Annotated in this window: 13 protein-coding genes and 3 pseudogenes; 8 read left to right on the top strand and 8 right to left on the bottom strand. The window is 39.2% G+C overall.

The genetic code is table 11. The features are described from left to right. Positions 1–249: 249 nt before the first annotated feature. Positions 250–753, bottom strand: a complete 504-nt coding sequence (locus LW728_RS17810; RefSeq protein ID WP_002798683.1) for a hypothetical protein — start codon at positions 751–753, stop codon at positions 250–252. A gap of 290 nt (positions 754–1043) precedes the next feature. On the opposite strand from LW728_RS17810, the gene LW728_RS17805 reads away from it, so the two are divergent. Beyond that, positions 1044–1358 (top strand): hypothetical protein, encoded by a 315-nt coding sequence (locus tag LW728_RS17805; RefSeq protein ID WP_002758945.1) that lies wholly within the window; start codon positions 1044–1046, stop codon positions 1356–1358. 282 nt (positions 1359–1640) lie between these two features. Then, positions 1641–2036: a hypothetical protein gene (locus LW728_RS17800; protein ID WP_004268704.1), complete on the top strand. Its 396-nt coding sequence runs from the start codon at positions 1641–1643 to the stop codon at positions 2034–2036. Positions 2037–2222: 186 nt separating this feature from the next. Here the strand turns inward: LW728_RS17800 and LW728_RS23280 are convergent. Beyond that, positions 2223–2518, bottom strand: a pseudogene (locus LW728_RS23280) (hypothetical protein). Positions 2519–2644: 126 nt separating this feature from the next. On the opposite strand from LW728_RS23280, the pseudogene LW728_RS17790 reads away from it, so the two are divergent. Then, a pseudogene (locus LW728_RS17790) lies at positions 2645–2802 on the top strand (ISKra4 family transposase); the annotation flags it as partial. A 339-nt stretch (positions 2803–3141) separates the two neighbouring features. Here LW728_RS17790 and LW728_RS17785 read toward each other — a convergent pair. From LW728_RS17785 to LW728_RS17770, 4 genes are all read right to left on the bottom strand, one after another. After that, complete coding sequence (locus LW728_RS17785) at positions 3142–4890, bottom strand: glycosyltransferase family protein (RefSeq protein ID WP_287767454.1); 1749 nt, start codon at positions 4888–4890, stop codon at positions 3142–3144. Between the two features lie 33 nt (positions 4891–4923). Then, positions 4924–5856, bottom strand: a complete 933-nt coding sequence (locus LW728_RS17780) for a glycosyltransferase family 2 protein (RefSeq protein WP_287665324.1) — start codon at positions 5854–5856, stop codon at positions 4924–4926. Continuing rightward, positions 5853–6278 carry a GtrA family protein gene (locus LW728_RS17775; RefSeq protein ID WP_287767452.1) on the bottom strand — a complete coding sequence of 142 codons (426 nt, stop codon included), beginning with the start codon at positions 6276–6278 and terminating at the stop codon, positions 5853–5855. The genes LW728_RS17780 and LW728_RS17775 overlap by 4 nt, the downstream gene beginning before the upstream one ends. 70 nt (positions 6279–6348) lie before the next feature. Then, a complete protein-coding gene (locus LW728_RS17770) occupies positions 6349–8160 on the bottom strand; it encodes a thiamine pyrophosphate-binding protein (RefSeq protein ID WP_287665329.1) in 1812 nt (603 codons plus the stop codon). 217 nt (positions 8161–8377) lie between these two features. On the opposite strand from LW728_RS17770, the gene LW728_RS17765 reads away from it, so the two are divergent. Genes LW728_RS17765 through LW728_RS17745 form a run of 5 tightly spaced genes read left to right on the top strand, consistent with a single transcriptional unit; the run spans position 8378 to position 13353 of the window. After that, positions 8378–9562: an FkbM family methyltransferase gene (locus LW728_RS17765; protein ID WP_149989815.1), complete on the top strand. Its 1185-nt coding sequence runs from the start codon at positions 8378–8380 to the stop codon at positions 9560–9562. 26 nt (positions 9563–9588) lie between these two features. Continuing rightward, entirely contained in the window at positions 9589–10770 is a 1182-nt protein-coding gene (locus LW728_RS17760) for an FkbM family methyltransferase (RefSeq protein WP_149989816.1), read from the top strand. A 52-nt stretch (positions 10771–10822) separates the two neighbouring features. Further along, positions 10823–11545 (top strand): class I SAM-dependent methyltransferase, encoded by a 723-nt coding sequence (locus tag LW728_RS17755; protein ID WP_216644410.1) that lies wholly within the window; start codon positions 10823–10825, stop codon positions 11543–11545. Continuing rightward, complete coding sequence (locus tag LW728_RS17750) at positions 11493–12206, top strand: HAD family hydrolase (protein ID WP_353845712.1); 714 nt, start codon at positions 11493–11495, stop codon at positions 12204–12206. Before LW728_RS17755 ends, LW728_RS17750 begins: the two co-directional genes overlap by 53 nt. Positions 12207–12255: 49 nt before the next feature. Continuing rightward, the gene (locus LW728_RS17745) at positions 12256–13353 is read left to right on the top strand and encodes an N-acetylneuraminate synthase family protein (protein ID WP_046662594.1); all 1098 of its coding nucleotides are present in this window, start codon (positions 12256–12258) and stop codon (positions 13351–13353) included. Between the two features lie 41 nt (positions 13354–13394). On the opposite strand, the gene LW728_RS17740 is transcribed toward LW728_RS17745, so the two are convergent. Both LW728_RS17740 and LW728_RS17735 read right to left on the bottom strand, forming a co-directional pair. Continuing rightward, the gene (locus LW728_RS17740; RefSeq protein ID WP_287767475.1) at positions 13395–14450 is read right to left on the bottom strand and encodes a class I SAM-dependent methyltransferase; all 1056 of its coding nucleotides are present in this window, start codon (positions 14448–14450) and stop codon (positions 13395–13397) included. Next, positions 14434–14539 (bottom strand): annotated as a pseudogene (locus LW728_RS17735) (IS30 family transposase); the annotation flags it as partial. The pseudogene LW728_RS17735 and the gene LW728_RS17740, both read right to left, overlap by 17 nt.

The following is a 14539-nucleotide window of genomic DNA, read 5'->3' as shown; positions in this document are numbered from 1 at the left end:
AGTGTCTGGAATTGTCAATTCGCCTACCCCATCGGCATTACTGAAGAAAATCCTTGTCCTCACTGAAAGTATGGTTTAAAAATTTCCTTGATTCTTTTTGTCCCTAGTCTGCCTAAATGAAATGTAAAATATTTACGACCTCTATTCTTGGCTTCCCTAGTTGTACTGCCTCTCCGTTCACGAATCAAATAGGCCGATTATATTGCTAGAACTAAAAAAAGCGGGTTGAACCCCGCTTGTCATCAAAAACTAAGCCAACTTAAAGGCATCTCGCCAACACCAGCGCAACAGGGTAAAAGCTATCAAACCTTTAACCACTTCTAGAAACCAGTAACCAATCTGCAAGGACATCATTTCTCCCGACATTCCCGACGCAGTAACGGGGGCCAGTAAACCCATAGCACTCAGATTGGGAGTGAGAAAATAGGTGTAAATTAGGGTGATTACTAAGAGAACACCGGCAAATAGAAGCGATCGATGTTCGGGGAGATGGATTAAGGTATGATAGCGGTGGAAGACAACAAAGCTACACAGCACAATCGCCGCACAAACTAATTCCAGATGGTTAAAAATGCCAAATAGCAAGTAACCGGCACTGGCAAAGCCATTTTGTGTCATCATGCCAGCTACGGATAAGCTGGGGATAATGATTAAATCGATGACGAAACTGGCACTTAACCAGAAACCGAGAACAACCATGGCTAGGGTTGTCCAATTAAACCAAGACCAATAACGCTCAACAAAAGTTTTCATTAGGCTTGCTCCTCCTTGCCTTTCTAACTTAATTGTAAAGAGCGTTCGCCAAAATTTTGGCCAGTTTTTTGGTAATTCTTAGCAATTCTTAGCAATTCTTATAATATCAACTTAGTTTTCCGGAAGGGCAACCAAACAATACCGCTCTTACCTCTAGATTTGGCTACCCGCTCGGCGCAGAATTGTAAAGATTTATCAACAAGTGTTTATAAAAACCTTTAAATATTGACCAAGTTGACAATTATAGACTTACCCTAAAACAATAACTAACTATCTACGGGTTTACTGTTATGGATAAGGATTTTCGTAACTATCGCATGGTTTGCACCCTCACCTTCGGAGATATTTACGGACAAATAATCGTTTGGTTAATCGTTATTTTTCTTACTCTGGCTTCCACTCTAGCTCTTTGGAGTAGCACTAGACAAATTTTTGCCCTCGCTACCGTGGGGTTAGTCGTCGTCCTCTCTTTGCCTTTTTTACTCTTTGCTTTTGTTACTACCCTCCTCAATCATATTGAATTCGTTCCCATCGAAACGGAAACCAATATTCGTCGTGGTCCTGTACCCGGAGTTAGCGGCAGCCGTGTACCCGCAGCCGGCTAAATCCGACCAAATCCCCAATAAATAATCTAGAGACGTTGCTGACAACGTCTCTAGCAGTTTTTGCCATTGTTTGCGTCGGGGTTTCTCGTCCTTAATTTTTGTAAATTTTTGTAAATTTAACTTGTTTTTAAAACCTTTTTCTGGTAGCGATTATCCAAAGAAAAATAGATGAAGCAGAGAAATTGTCAAGACAATAATCTTGTTTGCTGCCTGATCCCGGTCAATGATAAATTTTTAAATACCTAGTCTTTTACATTTTCCCAACTCTCGGAGTGATCCCCGATGTTAAAAAATCTCTTTGGTGGCAAAAAATCTGACTTTTACCTAGAACTAAAAGAAACCGATGGTGAACAAAAAGCGACAGCAACCACGGCAGCAGCCCCACCTGTTGTGGAAGCGCCGGCGCCTGCTGTCGAGTCTGCTCCCGCCCCTGTAGCTGAGAAAAAAACCAAAAAAACTTCTGTTAAGAAAGAAAAGCAAGCAAAAGAAACTCCCGCCGCTCCTGTGAGCGCACCGGCACCCGTAGCCGCTACTAACGGTAAAGTAGAGCCGCAAGAAGTGGAATTTGCGACAAAATACTTGATTACTCCTAGTATGTCTCGCCGTCGCCCTGGTCCAAGTTTGAATGGTTTCAAAGATATGGCGCGCAAGGCGAAATTACCTGCTAACCGCGGCTAAATCCCCCGGGATTGCTTTCTCAAAAAAAAAAGGAGAGCTTTCTTTGACTCTCCTTTTTCATCAGGGTGCATCTACTGACTCAAGTTTAGCAGAGAGTTTTTTTAAGGTTGGTTATTTAGGTTACTCCCTAGAGTATTTTGGGGATAATTATTAGCTGTCTTCTTGGGTAATTGTTAAAACCTAGGACTAGATCGAACTGAGCGAAGCGGTGATCACTACTACCCCGATCTGTTTCCAGTTTTTCAGTTCCCCGACTTTTTCGACGAGATCGGTGGTTTTCCCCGTCGCGTTCTCTATAACTTTAACTCGATCTGCTTGCAGCTTAAACCCTCTATCTTCCCGTCTAGGGTTCGGATATCGCCTTTAATTCCCGACTGCCCTAACTCTAAATTCTTCTGTCCGTTTTCCATGGTGGTTAGTTTGTTTTCCATGATGGTTAGTCGGTTTTCGATCGCCTTCTGTCCGTTGGCAATAGGGAGCATCTCACTTATGCCATGAGTATTAATGCTTGTAGCTGTTAAAAACTATAAAACCTCGAACCTGATCAGAAAGAGAAATGAGATTATAGTAATTATAACTTACGATTCAAAATATATCTCGATGGCAGCAACAATCCAAATAACTTGGGAGAAATAGAGGAGACTGTCAGAGATTTAATGAGCTAGTGTGTTAACCCAGAACTCGGTATTTTTTGATCAAAATAAGTATAGAAGAAACCGCCAGTCGGACGAAAAGAGTAAAAACTATTTTGGGTGAATTACCAATTATGGTTATTTTTAAGGGGATTTCCAGTTCTTCGTTTTGTCTTATGCAACGTACAGGGTTATAAGGAATGAAAATCTTATAGAGAAAGACATTTGGCGATTTTTGTTAATTGTTTTCGATCTAGAGCGAACTAATCAATTAAATCTCTTGCCCTATAAGGATTTAGTCGATTTATGCCCCCTGATCGAATCATACCAAGTAACGAAGAGCCAGAAACGAAGATAATAAAAGTGACTATTACCGATATTCTGTAAATAATTGACAAAGATTGAATACTTGCCAAGTTGCTCAGTAGCCACCAGCGTAAATCAATTTGATTATCTACCATTTTTTCACTACTCTATTTTCTCACATAAATCCGAATGCCCTCAACTTCATCCACCATGCGATAGTTATTTTCAATCACAGTGGCGATTTCGGGATAGGCATCATAACGACAATTCGTATTCTTGCGACGACAAATCGTCTTATCGACATAGGACTTATCCCCAGCTGTCGCATCTACAAAAACCTTTGATTTTGACTTTAATAGATCGTCTGCGAAGCTTTTTAGATGATAAGCCTGCTGGGGACCTTTAAAAGCCATCCATATAATCAAACCGTCTCTAACTCCTGGATACAGTCCAGTCTCGACATATAGATCATTCCTCTTGCCCCAGACCGCCATTGAATCAGTCGGTAAAGCGTATTGCAAGATTGTCTGCACGACGGGAGTTTGATAGTCCTGAAGATATTTTTGGTGTCGAGAGAGATAGGGGTTTTTGCTTCTGATAAAAGTATAGCTCTGTGGGAGGATGACCGCGATCATCAATAGCAATATCAAAAACTGTATCTGTTTATAAAAAGCATTATTCTCCGACAATTTAAAAATTTCTCCGATTATGACACCGATCAAAAAACCACAGGGGAAAACAAGAAAAAGAAGATAATGCAGGAAATGATTACCAGGGCGAACGATGACATAAATAGAAACTACTAGGATAAACAGGCTGTAGAAGAAGAAGATAAAAGTATTTGTGAAAAATAGCTTTCGCCGTACAATACTTTCCCTGAAAAATAAAATCGTTGCGGGGATGAGAAAAATCGAGGTAATTTGAAATAGTGAACTTGAGTTTAATCCTTCACGACTAGCCATTGATATAAATTGGCTGAACTTTTCGCCGAAGGTTCGGTTCTTTAGGTCGGCATAAATTAATAAATTCTGGAGGATATACCTTCTCCAGAAATCCTCAGAGGTTGAAAAAAGAATTAAGAAAAAGAGATTGATAGCAGACAACAACAATAAGCCCAATGCGAGGGTAGCTAAACTTTTGAGAAATTGTCGGAGACTTTCTTTTTTTGTCCAAAGTATGTGAGCGAAAATTAAAGTGATTGCCAGCGCAACGGGAAGACCTTGCATTTTTGCGTAGGGCATCATTCCGATAACTGCACCAAAGATAAAAACCATGCGATCGCTAAACTTGCGGGTGTAAACGTAGCAGGTCATCCAAAGAGCAGCACTTAAAATAGCGATCGGGAAATGTTCGCTGCTATAGTGAACGAAATTACTGTGGACTGCCGAGGAGAAAAATAAAACAACTGGGATAGTCGCAATACGGGCGACTCGATTATCGTATAAATATTTAAGCGAGTAATAGAAAAAAATAACGGACAGAATAACTAAAAATAAGCCGATAACTCGAGCGCTGGCGTAATCGATGCGAATATTCAATAGTTTAGGAATAGTCAGGGGTATAATATTCAGCGGACCCGATGAGCCAGTATCAACCGAACGCCAGAAAGCTGCATCTTTAAACAGTTTCATCGCGGCGGCAATGAAGAGATCTTCATCCGAATTAATAGAGGGCGCGAGTAAAACTGGCCAACGAGCAGCGAGAATCGCTAACCCCGTCCACGCTAAAAAAACAGGTTCCGAGAAAACCTGCAAGATAAATCTACTAACCTTCGACTCGTTGAAGATTGTAGGAGAAAGTGCTAGAACGACAAATATGAATAATACAATGGTTAGACTTATCCTATATAGATTAGGTAATCCAGATTGGTTTTCTATTGTATTTAATAAAGATAAGCGTAAGTCAAAATTTTCCATGATGAATCAGGGCATTGGTTCGACAGTTATAGATTAATAAAAGTTAATCCGTTCTCGTTCGACAACTAAAGGTCTTTTTAAAATTCTCATGTGCATTAATCCGATATATTCCCCAATAATACCGATAAAAAATAACTGCACCGAAGCGAGTAAAAATAGTCCGATCATGATTGGTGCGGTTCCTAAAGGAAAATAATCCCAGAACAACAATTTGGCGATTAAATAACCTAACGCCACTAGCAAACTCAAGAGGGACAAAGCAAAGCCTAACATGGTGGCCAGTCTGAGGGGAACTTGGGAGTGACTGGTAATACCCAGCATCGCATCGCTATAGTATCGATAGAAGTTGTAACTACTAATACCCCGTTTTCGCCGTTGTTGTTGATACTCAAAAGAGAAACTTTCAAAACCCAACTCTTCAATGAGTCCCCTAAAATAGGGATAGGGATCGTTAATCTCTCGTAGAACATTGATGACTTTCTGATCGTATAACCCGAAACCTGTAAAATTTCTAGTAACTCTTATATCTGAAAGATTATCCATTAAATAATAAAAAATTTGTCTAGCAAAATAGAAAAAAGCCCCTTCTTTCATCGGAGTTTTAACCGCTTTAACAACTTTATAGCCTTCTTCCCACTTCTTGACAAATTCTAGGATTAATTCGGGAGGATCTTGCAGATCTGCTACAATAGGAATAACCGCATCTCCGTAACACTGAAGAATCCCATAGTAACCAGAACGAACGGGACCGAAATTTCTAGCATTGACGATGACCTTTACCCCGGGGTCTTTTTGAGCAATTTTTTTTAATTCATCTACAGTTTGATCTTGGGAAGCGTTATCGATAAAAAGATGTTCATACTCATAGTTAGGTAACTGATTAAAGACTTCTTTAACTCGCAGGTAAAGGTCTTCAATATTTCCTTCTTCATTATAACAAGGGGTCATTACAGTAATTTTTTTCATTGTGATCCTTCCCTAAAAACAAATAGTTTCATTAAAATAAAAGAGATGACAGCCATGGGAAGAACCAAGATAGCACCCGCGATTAACATTTTAGTTTTTTGCTCGATGCCAATATCAATAGCATCAACAATTCTCAGGGCCTCAACGTTCAAGAGAAAAGTCACCACATAAACTAAGACAAAACGAAAAATCAATTTGTTGTTTTTGCTACCAAAAACTAACTTTCCCGTGGTTTGAAAGTTAAATAAAACTCCCAGAATGGTAGCCAGCAAGACAGCGTACTTATAATTTAGTCCTATCAGTATAAGACTACCATATAAAAAATAACCAAACAGGGTATTTATTGCACCAACCAGCAAAAAACGGGCAAATTTATGTTTTTTAATCAGGTTAACCAATTTAGCCTTTTTGAGAATATACATTACTTACAAGTGAACCATCCATCAATAAAATAATAAGATTCTGTCCGGTGAGGGAAGTATTTTCTAATCATTAATTCTCCACCGGTGGAATTAATAAATTGCTCAAGAGTTCTTCCCTATCTAAGAAAGGAGCCATATCCTCTAGGGGGGATGAAACCATTTTGCCATCAGGTAGTTGTCTTGAACTCAATTTAGGCTCAAATAACTGTTGGGTATCTAACATGATTTCACACACCACTGGACCGGGTTGCTCAAGTACCTCGATCAGTTGAGACTGAAAATCAGGAGAATTAATTCTTGTCGCAGGAATGCCATAAGCTTCAGCAACTTTAACAATATCAGGAAAGGACACGCCACTCTGAGAGCTTTCCCCAACTAGCTTGCCAAAAAAGTTAATCTGTGTTGCTCTAATCGATAGATAACCACCATTATTAAGAACAAAGATTTTGATAGGAAGTTGGTGGTGGACGACGGTTTGGAGTTCTTGGATATTCATCTGAAGACTACCATCTCCAGCAAAACAGATAACCCGTTTGCCTTGTTGAGCGATGGCTGCCCCCACGGCAGCCGGCAGATCGTACCCCATTGAGGCACTGCCAGAGTTAGAAAACAATTTTTGTCCTTTTTGGATAATTGCTGACTGAAAAGTAACAACACAGGCCATCCCATCACCACAGACAATCACATCATCCTTATCTAAACACTTAAATAAGGTATTCATCAAATGATAGGGATTAATGGCATTTTCTTGGGACTGATGTTTTTGGGGTAAAAAGATCGGATAACGTTGAACCCTTTCTTGGCACCAAGCCAACCAATCAGAATGACTTTCGGGGTCGAAATTATCTTCATCCAATTGGCGGTTTAATTCTTCCAGAAAAACTTTCACATCACAATGAATTGGGAGGTCAGGTTTAACTGTCGGTTTGTCTAATTCTGCTTGATCAGCATCCACTTGAATCTTAAAGGCACAGCGAGCAAAAGACTGCCAATTGTAACTGACTTGACGAATATTTAGACGGCTCCCAAGAATCAGTACAGTTTCTGCATTTTGAACGGTAAAATTGCCAGGGCGATCACCAATTGTACCAGGACGACCACAATACAAAGGATTATCAGAGGCGATTATATCATGAGTCCAAGCCGTAGTAACTGGGATTCCCAACCTTTGGATAACTTTCTCAAAAATTTCAACAGCACCGCCAATTCGCACACCGCTGCCTGCCATAATCACAGGTCTGGGAGAGTTTTTCAGCCGACTAATTACCTCACGGCATTGTTGTTGAATTAACGGTAAATCCCATAGTTCTCCATCCTCTGAGGGGTCGTAACCTTGTAATTGACTTTCATCAATTTTACTGGATTGTACGTCAATGGGAACATCAATCCAGCAAGGGCCCGGACGACCGGAAACAGCTAAATGTAGAGCTTTTTCTAAATGGAATCGAATCGATTGGGGATCATCAATCAGAACGGCATACTTCGTAATTCCTTTAACCATGCTAACAATATCTGCTTCCTGATCCCCCAGTTGTCTCAACTGAGGAAGGTTGTAGGTTGCTAGGCAGGTTTCTCGCTTCACCTGTCCCGATACTATCAGCATAGGAATAGAATCTGTCCAAGCACCAAAAACTCCATTTAAGGCATTAATACCCCCCGGTCCGGTGGTGACATTAATACACCCGATCTTGCCAGTAACTCTAGCATAAGCTTCTGCCGCCATGGCACAGGCTTGTTCATGGTGACAACAAATATAACTCAAGCCTTGGCATCGCCCGATGGCATCGTTGAGGTGCATGGCGCCGCCACCTGTCACTAAGAAAATATGATGAACGCCTTGATTGACAAGGGTTTGGGCGATATAATCGGCAACTCTAATCATTGTTTTGATGCCATAAATCCAGTTGATTATGATTATTATGACTCTATTGAGTCTATTTAGCAATTTTATAGATTATCCTTGACAAGGATAGTAATCTGGTGTACCCTGAGCAACAATCCCGTTTAAACTGCCCGACGAACAAACACTAGAATCTTTGTTACCCTGTTACACTAAGTAATTGGGCGAGACTAGCTTTATTTCCCTAAGATGGTAACTTATGTCTTCTTCTTTATTACTCGAATTAGAAAATTTACTCAAAAAACCAATTGCTTCTATAAAAGATTATGAAAGTTCTCTTTTCGAGCAATTGCTCGAAAAATCTCAAGGACAGATTGTGTTGTTTGGTGCTGGCAACTTAGGCAAAAAGTGTCTTGCTGGTTTGCGGAGTGTTGGCATAGAACCAGTGGCTTTTGCTGATAATAATGCGGCTATCTGGAATACAAAGATTGAAGGGGTTGAGGTTCTTTCTCCTGAAACTGTGATGAAAAAATATGGCGATAATGTCTTATTCCTAGTGGCTATTTGGAGTATAGGAAGAGACCGCAGTTTTATCACAATTAGAAATCAATTACAAAAAATAGGTTTTCTCAATGTCGCTTCTTTTATCGCTCTTTTCTGGCGATATAATCAGTTTTTTTTACCTTACTATTTCATCGATTTGCCTCACAAAATTTATGAACAAGCCGAGGATGTCATCGCCGCTTTTATGATTCTACAAGATGACTACTCAAAAGAACAATATCTTAATCAACTAAAATCTAGAATATTATTAGATTTTGACTGCTTGTCAGCTTACAAAGAGATCACTTATTTCCCTGGTTTTTTGTTATCTGTAATCAACCAAGAAGTGTTTATTGATTGTGGTGCTTTTGATGGGGATACCGTTCAATCTTTAGCGGCTATCAATGCGGGTGCTATAGGAAAAGTAATTTGTTTTGAACCCGATCCTCAGAATGTTGAAAAGCTCCAGCATTCTCTATCTAATTTAGATAGCACAATTCGAGATAGAATAATTATTTATCAAAATGCAGTAGGCAAGCAACGAGAAAAGCTAAGATTTTCAGCAACAGGTTCGGGTGCATCTGCAATTTCCAGCAAAGGAACTTTAGAAATAGAAGCAATTTCTCTTGATGAAGTTCTAGCTAATGAAGCACCAACCTTTATTAAAATGGATATTGAGGGGGCGGAAATAGATGCAATTATGGGAGCAAGAGAGATTATCAAGAATCATTCCCCAATTTTGGCAATTTCAGTTTATCACCAACAGGATCATTTATGGCGAATTCCCTTATTAATCAAGAGTATGTGCCAAGATTATTCTTTCTTTCTTGAACCCCATCTGCACGATGGTCAAGATGTCATTTTTTATGCTATTCCTAATTCTCGCTTTACCCAACCTTAACCAATACATTAGATACTTAACAGCCTATGACTTCCGACTTATTAGTTGATCTTAAAAACCTTCTAGCAAAGCCGATTGATGCCGTCATCAATTATGAAACCTCTGTTTTTGGCGGGTTGTTAGAAAAATCTCAAGGACAAGTTGTTTTATTTGGCTCTGGCAACTTAGGAAGAAAGTGTCTTAAAGGTTTACGGAAGATTGGCATAGAACCAGTGGCTTTTGCTGATAATAATGCGGCTATCTGGAATACAAAACTTGAGGGAGTTGAGGTTCTTTCCCCTGAAATTGCTGCTCTTAATTATGGTCAAAATGCTTTATTCCTTATTACCGTCTTTAATCGAGAGAATAGCCTGAATTTGATTCAGGAGCAATTACATCAATTAGGGTGTCAAAATGTTGCCCTGTGTGCCGTCTTTTTTTGGTGCCATCCACAAGAATTTTTGCCTCATTTTTATCTTGACTTACCTCACAAAATTTATGAACAAGCGGGGGATGTTATCGCAGCTTTTGATCTTTGGCAAGATACAGAATCTAAGCGGGAATATTTGAAGCAGATTAAGTGGCGAATTTTGCTAGAGTCTGATGGTTTATTTTCGTCTCAGGAAATACAATATTTCCCGAGTTTCCTAAGGCCTCTTTTAAAAAAAGAAGTTTTTGTAGATTGTGGCACTTTTGATGGTGATACGCTGAAGACATTTATTGATCTTCAGGGAGATTCAATTGAGAAAATAATTTGTTTTGAACCCGATCCAATTAATGTAAAAAACTTAAAAGCATATCTTTCTAATTTAGATCATCAGCTTCAAGACAAGGTGATAATTTACCAAAATGCTACAGGTAAAGAACGAGAAAAACTGAGATTTTTAGCGGCCGGTTCAGAAGGATCGGCAATTTCCAGTCAAGGAAACTTAGAAGTAGATGTAGTTCCCCTTGATGAAACTATTGCTGATGAAGCACCAACATTTATCAAGATGGATATTGAAGGTGCAGAAATCGATACTATTCTGGGAGCAAGTAACATAATCGAGAAATATACTCCTATCTTGGCTATTTCAACTTATCATTTACAGGATCATTTATGGAGACTTCCCTTATTGGTAAATAGTATATGCAGTGATTACTCTTATTTTCTTATACCTCATGGTGAGAATGGTCTAGAGTCAGTTTTTTATGCTATTCCCAATTCTCGCTTTACCAGCGAAGCCTAATTGCCGTTAATTTGAGGAGAAACTCAATTCAATGTCGTCTAACTCTGTAGAGATGCCTGATCCCGTTTCTGAAATGCTCATCCCCACCCTAAACTTGATGGGGTTTATGACTGCTTGGATAGATCCTTATACCGAAGCTTTTGTCAAGTTTGCTCCCTTGGCTCCCAAAGCTTGTCTTGATATCGGAGCAGCTTACGGGATCGCAAGTTTAGCGGCTTTAGCAACAGGAGCGGAAGTGATTGCCTGTGATCCAGATCGGCGGCATCTAGAAATTTGTCTTCAAAAAACACCTTCTCACCAAAAAAATCGTCTTAGATTGTTACAAGGCTCTTTACCCGATCAGATTAATCTGGAGGAGGAAAGTTTGGGAGCCATCCTTTGCTCAAGAGTCCTACACTTTTTAACCGGGACGGAAATTGAGCAATCAGTCCGTAATATGTCCCGTTGGCTTTGTTCTGGGGGTCGAGTTTATTTGATTGCCGATACTCCCTATAATAGATTTTTAAAATCATTTTTACCTATCTATGAAGAAAGAAAGCATCGGGGCGATTTTTGGCCAGGACAAATTGATAACTTTCCCCAATTTATGCCCACAGAACTGGCTCCCAATTTGCCTAACTTTTTTCATACTCTAGATCCAGATATATTAGCGCGTGTCTGTACCCAGATGGGTCTTATAGTTGAGAGAAAAGGGTTCATTTCCCGTATCGATTACTTACCTGATGCTCAAGATGATGGTCGGGAGGGAGTTGGGATTATTGCCTATAAACCTTAAAACTGATATGAAAATCCAAAACATATTTTTTGATCTAGATGGTACACTCATTAATTCGTCAAGGGGAATTAAATATTCTCTAACAAAGGCGTTGTCATCTGTACTTCCAGACTTTGCTCTAGATCAGATTTCTACAAGCTTAATTGGCCCCCCTGTGGCCGAAATGTTCAAACAGATAATCGGCAATGCTGATCTAGATTTGATTGATGATTTAACCCGGGAGTTTCGCAAAAGCTACGATAGTGAAGGTTGGGAAAAAACTGATATCTATGAAGGAGTTGTGGAAACTCTTTGCCAATTGTCCGACTTTAATATTACAATGTTTATTGTTACTAACAAGCCTAGCCACCCAACCTTTAAGATTTTAGATCATCTCCAGATGCTACATTTTTTTGCCGATGTTATATCTCCAGATACGGGAACTCATCCCTATTCCTCTAAATCGGCAATTTGTCAACATATCTTGACAAAGTATCAAATCAATCAACAATCTGCTATCTTGGTGGGAGATTCTCGTGATGATGCTCAGGCAGCCAAATCCTGTGGACTTAGTTTCATTGCCGCCACCTATGGCTATGGAAAAGTACACGAATCTGAAACTTCCGAGCAGTTATGTAAAATTTATAGTTTTCCCGAATTGATAGGTCTAATCAAGCATTAGCTTTTCATGCAAGGGAATAATAAAGTCTAATTTTAAGGAGGATTATCCAATGTCTATTAACCGCGATATTTTTGACGAACTCTTTGTTTTAGAACTTGCCAATAATCATTGGGGGAGTTTAGAGAGAGGATTAAAAATCATCACCGACTTCTCTAGAATTGTTAGGTTTAATAATGTCAGAGCATCGATCAAGCTTCAATTCAGAGATGTGGACAATTTCATTCATCGAGATTTTCGGGACAGGACTGATATTCGCTATATCAAAAAAACTCTCGATACAAAAATGACAGAAGATGATTACGCAACTCTAGTGAAAGCAGTACGTCAAGGTGGATGTATTCCGATGGCGACTCCTTTTGATGAAAAGTCTGTTAATCTTTGTGTTGAACTGGGGATCCCCATTATTAAAATCGCTAGTTCAGATCTCAACGACTGGTTTTTAATTGAGAAAATCGCCGAAACTCGCAAACCGGTAATTGTGTCAACGGGAGGTTCTTCTCTCAAGGACATAGATGATTTAGTCATCTTCTTTGAAAATCGTAATGTTCCTTTGGCTATTAACCATTGTGTTTCTCTCTACCCTTCCGAAGATTCTGAGCTAGAGATGAATCAAATTGATTATTTAAAAAATCGCTACCCCAATCATGTCATTGGTTTTTCAACCCATGAATATACTGATTGGACATCCTCAATGCTGATAGCCTACGCTAAGGGTGCGAGAACTTTTGAAAGGCATATCGATATTGAGATGGATGGAGTCCCTGTCTCTCCTTATTGTTCCTTACCCGAACAGGTCGATATTTGGTTTAAAGCTTTTCAAAAAGCTAAGGAAATGTGTGGCGCGCCTGGTACTCAAAAAAGAATGCCCCCTGAAAGAGAAATTAAGTATCTTGATGCGCTGGTTCGAGGGGTTTATGCTAAAAGAGATTTGCCAGAAGGTTACATTCTCAACCATGACCGCATCAATGAAGATTTATATTTAGCGGTTCCCCTCCAGAAAGGACAGATTTCTTGCCGGGAGTTAATGTCAGGAGAAATATTAACTAGGGCTTGTAACAAGGATGAACCCATTATGATTGACTCCATTGATAGCCCTTATTCAACTAATGATAGTCTCAGAAAGATTATCTATCAACGGGGTCTTTAATTTTGAGAAAAAGGTGAACTAATTGCTAAGTTCGCCTTTGCTCATCTCAATAAAATAACCTGGTTAGGCAGAGCCATTTTTTGGATAGCATTGTAAATAGCTTCTTGAGATAAAATTGAGGTTACAATAATCGGCTGTCTCATCTCTCTTAATTGAATTTCATGAGGTGATAGTACCGTAATCCCTGAAATAACACTACCTTGATTAATGGGATTTCCATCAACAAAAGCAACTATATTGGCTTTTGCCAGTGAAGTTTCGGCCAGTAGTTTCATGGCTAATTGTCCCGTTCCCCAAACAATAACATCGGCAGCATCCTCTAACACTGACTGTAATTTAAGATCAATATCAGTCATAATTTTTTTGGAGCTTTCAATATAAAGCAGGATTCTTTGTTTGAGCATTTTGTCCTGAGCAATTACCAATTCCGATGAATTAGACTCTTGCTTCTGCCAAAAGCTATAAATGGCTGGATAAGACATCCCCGGAGAGACATCAAAAACTTTTTCTCCGATTAACTTATTGGTCAATCCAAATTGAATTAATAAATTTGACAAATGGGGATGATAAAAATGATTAATATGTTCAGTATTAAAATCTTGAAAAGGGGCAAAAACATGATCAACATATCCCGAGGCATTGGGAACTTCTACATATAGATATCCCCCTACTTTTATTAATTGTTCTATTAATTTTACAGAAAATTTCAGATCCTGTATATGCTCTAACACATGAGAAAGAATGACAAGATCAAAATCTCCTAAATCTTGAGGCGGCGTAAAAATAGAACCAGCATAAGCTTCTATTCCGTAAAGCTGTTTTGTATTCTCAACACAAGCAGGAGATGGATCTAAACCACATAAATTGTTATATCCTAGTTTTTTAAGATAGCCTAATAAACCACCATTGGCACAGCCAATATCTAAAATGCGAACGCTCTTATCCGGTAAAAATTCAGCAATACATTCAGCCGTTTTTTGAAGTCGGGCGGCATCATAGGGAGACTCCCCTCCTCCCGTAGCGGTTTTTTTGTCCTCGTATTTGGATAATTTGGCGTAAAAAACATCATAATCGGCCAATTCAAGTCTGAATTGCATCACTGTCTGATCTATCTTTATAGAATACCTCATTCGGGGTACGATAGTCAAGACATTTTCGAGGACGATTGTTAATCAAGTTTACGGCT

It is taken from the genome of Microcystis sp. 49638_E5, assembly GCF_021300285.1.
Taxonomy (GTDB): Bacteria; Cyanobacteriota; Cyanobacteriia; order Cyanobacteriales; family Microcystaceae; genus Microcystis; species Microcystis aeruginosa_C.
Note: the sequence above shows the minus strand (reverse complement) of the source record. Positions and strands in the feature narration are given on the sequence as shown.